The 4,561-nt window shown below is 49.2% G+C and carries 5 protein-coding genes; 1 reads left to right on the top strand and 4 read right to left on the bottom strand.

Translation table 11 applies throughout. From position 1 onward, the window contains the following. The 4 genes from JX312_RS09525 to dnaX form a co-directional block, all read right to left on the bottom strand. A partial coding sequence (locus tag JX312_RS09525) for a NusA N-terminal domain-containing protein (RefSeq protein ID WP_304505000.1) occupies positions 1 to 445 on the bottom strand: 445 nt, incomplete at its 3' end. Between the two features lie 54 nt (positions 446 to 499). Then, complete coding sequence (rimP, locus tag JX312_RS09520) at positions 500 to 964, bottom strand: ribosome assembly cofactor RimP (RefSeq protein WP_123403979.1); 465 nt, start codon at positions 962 to 964, stop codon at positions 500 to 502. A gap of 155 nt (positions 965 to 1,119) precedes the next feature. Beyond that, positions 1,120 to 1,746, bottom strand: a complete 627-nt coding sequence (gene nudC / locus JX312_RS09515) for an NAD(+) diphosphatase (protein ID WP_123403981.1) — start codon at positions 1,744 to 1,746, stop codon at positions 1,120 to 1,122. 15 nt (positions 1,747 to 1,761) lie between these two features. Then, positions 1,762 to 3,534, bottom strand: coding sequence for a DNA polymerase III subunit gamma/tau (gene dnaX / locus JX312_RS09510; RefSeq protein WP_204457828.1), 1,773 nt, complete (start codon positions 3,532 to 3,534; stop codon positions 1,762 to 1,764). 110 nt (positions 3,535 to 3,644) lie between these two features. Here dnaX and JX312_RS09505 point away from each other — a divergent pair, with 110 nt between their 5' ends. Beyond that, positions 3,645 to 4,199: a cob(I)yrinic acid a,c-diamide adenosyltransferase gene (locus JX312_RS09505; protein WP_124096569.1), complete on the top strand. Its 555-nt coding sequence runs from the start codon at positions 3,645 to 3,647 to the stop codon at positions 4,197 to 4,199. Positions 4,200 to 4,561 lie beyond the last annotated feature (362 nt).

Raw genomic sequence — 4,561 nt, 5'->3', positions numbered from 1 at the left:
CCTCACCTGTGATGACCTCACCCTCGATCTCTTTGAATTTGGTATAGATCGCGTCTTTCTGCAGGTCGAGAATCTTTGACTGAAGTGTCTGGCGCAGGTTGAGGATGGCGCGGCGACCGAATTTCTCGAAGAAAATCTGTTTGGTCACATCTTCGCCGATCTCGCATTCGGGGTCGATTTCCCTTGCTTCGCTCAGACCGATCTGCATGTCTTTGTTTTCGACTTCACCGTCGGGAACAACCTCAAGGTTCTGGTAGATCTCGCAGTCGCCTTTGTCGGGGTTCATGATGACGTCGAAATTCTCGTCTGATCCAAACATCTTCGCCAGTACGTTGCGGAATGATTCCTCAAGCACCGATATCATGGTGGTCTTGTCAATGTTCTTGAGTTCTTTGAACTCCGCGAACCTGTCGACCATATTCACTGTCTCTGCTTTCTTTGCCATAAGACTAATCTATATTGTATTTTTTTATTAACGTATATAATCTGAACGCGTCTCTCAGAATCTGAAGACATACTTCACGGAGTTGACCGCGTCATATCTGAAGTCGAACTGTTTTGTGACTTCTACCGGGCGTTTCGCTCCTTCCGGCTTCTCTTTGACGGTTGATACTATCGCAAAACCATCGTCTCCGGCTTCGGCGAGGATGCCGGTGTATTTCTTGCCGTCGCGTGCAAGAACCTCAACTTCGTTGCCAAGATTTTTTTCGTATTGTTTCCTGACACGGAAGGGGGATGTGAGTCCTGCGGAACCTACTTCAAGTTCGTAGTCTTCCGGCTCGCGGGGAAACCGCTCTTCGATGCTGCGGGTGAGGGATACGCAGAAATCAATGTCAACGCTTTCAAAAGAGTCTATGTCTATCTTGATCTCGTTGGCTCCTGTCACGTTCACTCCGACGAGAAAATATTGTGTGCCGTCGAGCTCTTTCTCAACGAATTGTTCTATTGCTTTTTTGTCTATCATCGCGTAAAAACAAGGAGGAGACGAAAGTCCCCTCCGGAATTATATTGCAAAGATAATAAAATTTCCCCTATTTGTTTACTTGACAGTGTTGTCGACGTTTGAAAATGAGGAAATCAGGCTTTAAATTAAATGATATTAATATATTTTAACATAAATTAAATAATATTATTTAGCCATGCGTCGATTAATCTGCGCGACAAGGAGGGAAGAGTGGGTAGCAGAGGCACGTTTTCGCGGTCGAACCATCCTCCCTGAGTGAGTTCTTCATCGGCGAAAATGATGTCGCCTGACGAATAATCTGCCGTGAACGCTATCATCAGCTGTGAGGGGAAAGGCCATGACTGGCTGCCGAAGTAGCGGATATTGTTGATTTCCAAAGATGTCTCTTCCCTTACTTCGCGCATGACGCATTCTTCGAGTGATTCTCCTGTCTCAACAAATCCGGCTACAAGCGCGAACATAGGACGTGTGAAATTGCGGGCGTGAACAAGAAGAGCTTTCTCTCCGCGCTTCACAAGAACGAGTATGGCGGGGGAGAGGTTGGGGAAATCCTCTCTGCCGCAGACTGTGCATTTTCGGGAAATATCCGAAGATTCGCGCATTTCGGCACCGCAGGATCCGCAGTGACGGTGGGTGTCGTGGAAATAGCGGAGTTCCGAGTCGCGGCTCTCTTTTTTCCACTCTTCTTCGGAGACGTAATTCCAGAGTTCGCGGAGTCCTACCTCTTTTTCTGTCGCGTTCCCTTCGGTGTCTTTTTCTATGACCTTGTATCTTTTAGTCATGTGAGTCGGTCTTTTTCACGCAAGTTCGGCATCGATCATCTGCAGGAATTCACCGAGCGCGGGGTTCTCCGATATTATTTTTTTCAGAAACTCCTGTGGGGGAAGGGGTTTGAAGACTTCTGCCTTTTCATCGATGTCGGCTTCGAGTGTCAGGAAGTCGTTTTGCAGTTGTTCGCGTATGAATGTGGCAAGTTTCTGCATCGATGACTCGAGTGCCTGCAATTGTGCAGGATGCTCAACGAGCAACGAATAATAGGTGTCGGATTTCCTTTCTCTCTTGGCTACCCGCATGGTGCTCAGGAGGATGTGCATGTCGCTGTTGCGGCTCATGAACGCTTGCCAGGCTCTTTCGAAATCCTCATCGGTGAAGGGGGTGTCGCGTTTTTCAAGCGTATGTACCGGAGTATCCTCCGGTTTGTCGGAGAGGCGGAATGAGCGTGGACGCCCTTTCAGCGGATGCTTGTTTTCGTTTTTCTGTCCGTAGCTCTGCTGGGGGTGCGTTTCAGTTCTCTCTTGCGGCTTTTCTGTGGATCCGGAATGCAAGTTCTCTTTTACGGCAGGTGTCTCTTCCGTTCTGTCCGGAGTCGGAGTCGGCGCCGGTGTTCGGGAGGAAACGGTTACAGCCTTTTCCATTGGATTGCGGAGGGAGGGGAGATCCTCCGCCAAGTCAAAAGGGGGCGTTGCGGGTTTTAAAAGCTGGCACAGACGGATCAGGGCGACTTCTACGAGAAGCTGCTTGTTAGAGGAGGTGCGGTAGCTGTAATCGGCATCGTTGAGAATGCGCATTGCGGCGTAATACCACTGGAGCGGTAGTCGGGCGGTCTGAGCTTTAAGAGACTCGGCGGTCTCTGTGTCTACCTCAAGCAACGGGATTGTGCGCTGGTCGGCGGCAACCATCAGGTCGCGCACATGACCGGCGAGACCGTTGATGAAGAAGAGGGAGTCGAACCCTTTGTCGCGTATTTCTTTGTATATTAGCAGCGCGCCGGAAACATCACCGGAGGCGAAGGTGTCAACGTGGCGGAAGTAGAAATCGTAGTCGAGCACATTGAGATTGTCGATTGCCGATTCGTATGTGATGTTGCCGCCGGAGGAGGCTGCCACCTGGTCGAAGATGGAGAGGGCGTCGCGCATTGCTCCGTCCGCCTTGCGGGCAATGATGCCCAAGGCACGCGGATCAGCCTCGACACCTCGGTCGGATGCCACATATTTCAGGTGTTCAACCATGTCATCTACGGTGATTCGCTTGAAATCGTAAATCTGGCACCGGCTGAGAATCGTGGGGATTACCTTGTGTTTCTCTGTAGTGGCAAGAATGAATATGGCATATTTCGGTGGTTCCTCAAGTGTCTTGAGAAATGCGTTGAATGCCTGGGATGACAACATGTGGACCTCATCGATGATGAAAACCTTGTATTTACCTTGCTGGGGAGGCACATTTACCTGCTCGATAAGGTTGCGGATGTCATCGACACTGTTGTTGGATGCGGCGTCGAGTTCAATAAGGTTGAAAGAGTTGCCTCTGGTTATTGCCATGCAGGAATCGCATTCGCCGCAAGCCTCGCCGTCGGGTGTCGGCGCCAGACAGTTGATTGTGCGGGCGAATATGCGGGCGCAGGAAGTCTTGCCTACGCCGCGAGGTCCGCAGAAAAGATATGCCTGGGCGAGCCGTCCTGAAGAGATTGAATTTTTCAGCGTGGCGGTGAGGTTTTTCTGTCCGACTACCGTGGCGAACGATGCCGGACGGTACTTGCGCGCGCTGACTATATATTGTGAATTTTCGCTCATTGCTGATGTGGCTTTGAATTGGAATACAAAGCTACAAAAAAATATGAATATTAGCAACAATGCAACAATATCGCTTTCGATGCGTTACAAATTAAAAAACATGAAATAAAATGTCAAAAAGCGCGTTATATACAGGCACGGGCGATGCCGGCATGACTTCACTTGTGGGCGGAGAGCGTGTGCGGAAAAACAGTGTCCGACTGGAGGCTTACGGAACAATAGACGAGTTTTCATCGGCACTGGGTGTGATTGCTTCCGACAAAGATTGTGTTGAAGAGGTGCGGGGTCAGATACTGAATGTTCAGAATGAGCTTTTCAATATCGGCTGTTATCTGGCAACGGAGCCGAAGGGGGAGCAGGCGGCGTGTATGTCGCTTACTCCGGAACGCATCGGAGAAGTGGAAGGGTGGATAGATGCCCTTGACGAGCAGACGCCCAAGATAAATGCCTTTGTCTTGCCCGGAGGATGCGGGCTGGCGTCGAAGGCACACATGGCGAGGGTGATATGTCGTCGGGCGGAGCGCCGCATTTTTGATCTTGCGGAGGAGGCTTATGTCGACCCAGCCGTTGTGAGGTATATCAACCGCCTTTCCGACTATCTTTTCATACTCGCCCGTTATTTCAATTTCATCCGGGGAGTGGACGAGATAGTCTGGAAGAAATGACTGCCAAACGGTCCGGTTGGAATAATTACGGGACTGTAATCCGGAATAATCGTAAGACTGGCTGTACGGAATAATCATAGTCCTGTAATCCGGAAAATTTGTAAGAAACTGTTTAAATTTAATTGTGAGGTTCATTGAGAGGATTTTATGAGGAGTTTTCACGAGTTGAAGAGGGAGCATAGCGGGCTATGTGACCGAGGAAACTCGGTGAAAACAACCATAAAAGACCTCAAGGAAGCCACAAGATTCACTATATAAAAAATTTCGAATTAAATTAAACAGTTTCTAAGTAAGTGTTGGAAATTAGCTTATATTAAATTTTAGGAGATTTTGAGATGATTTCATGATTCCGAAGAAGGAGC

Source organism: Barnesiella sp. CU968 (assembly GCF_905219685.1).
GTDB lineage: Bacteria > Bacteroidota > Bacteroidia > Bacteroidales > Muribaculaceae > Lepagella > Lepagella muris_A.
This window is presented reverse-complemented; position numbering and strand designations above follow the sequence as displayed.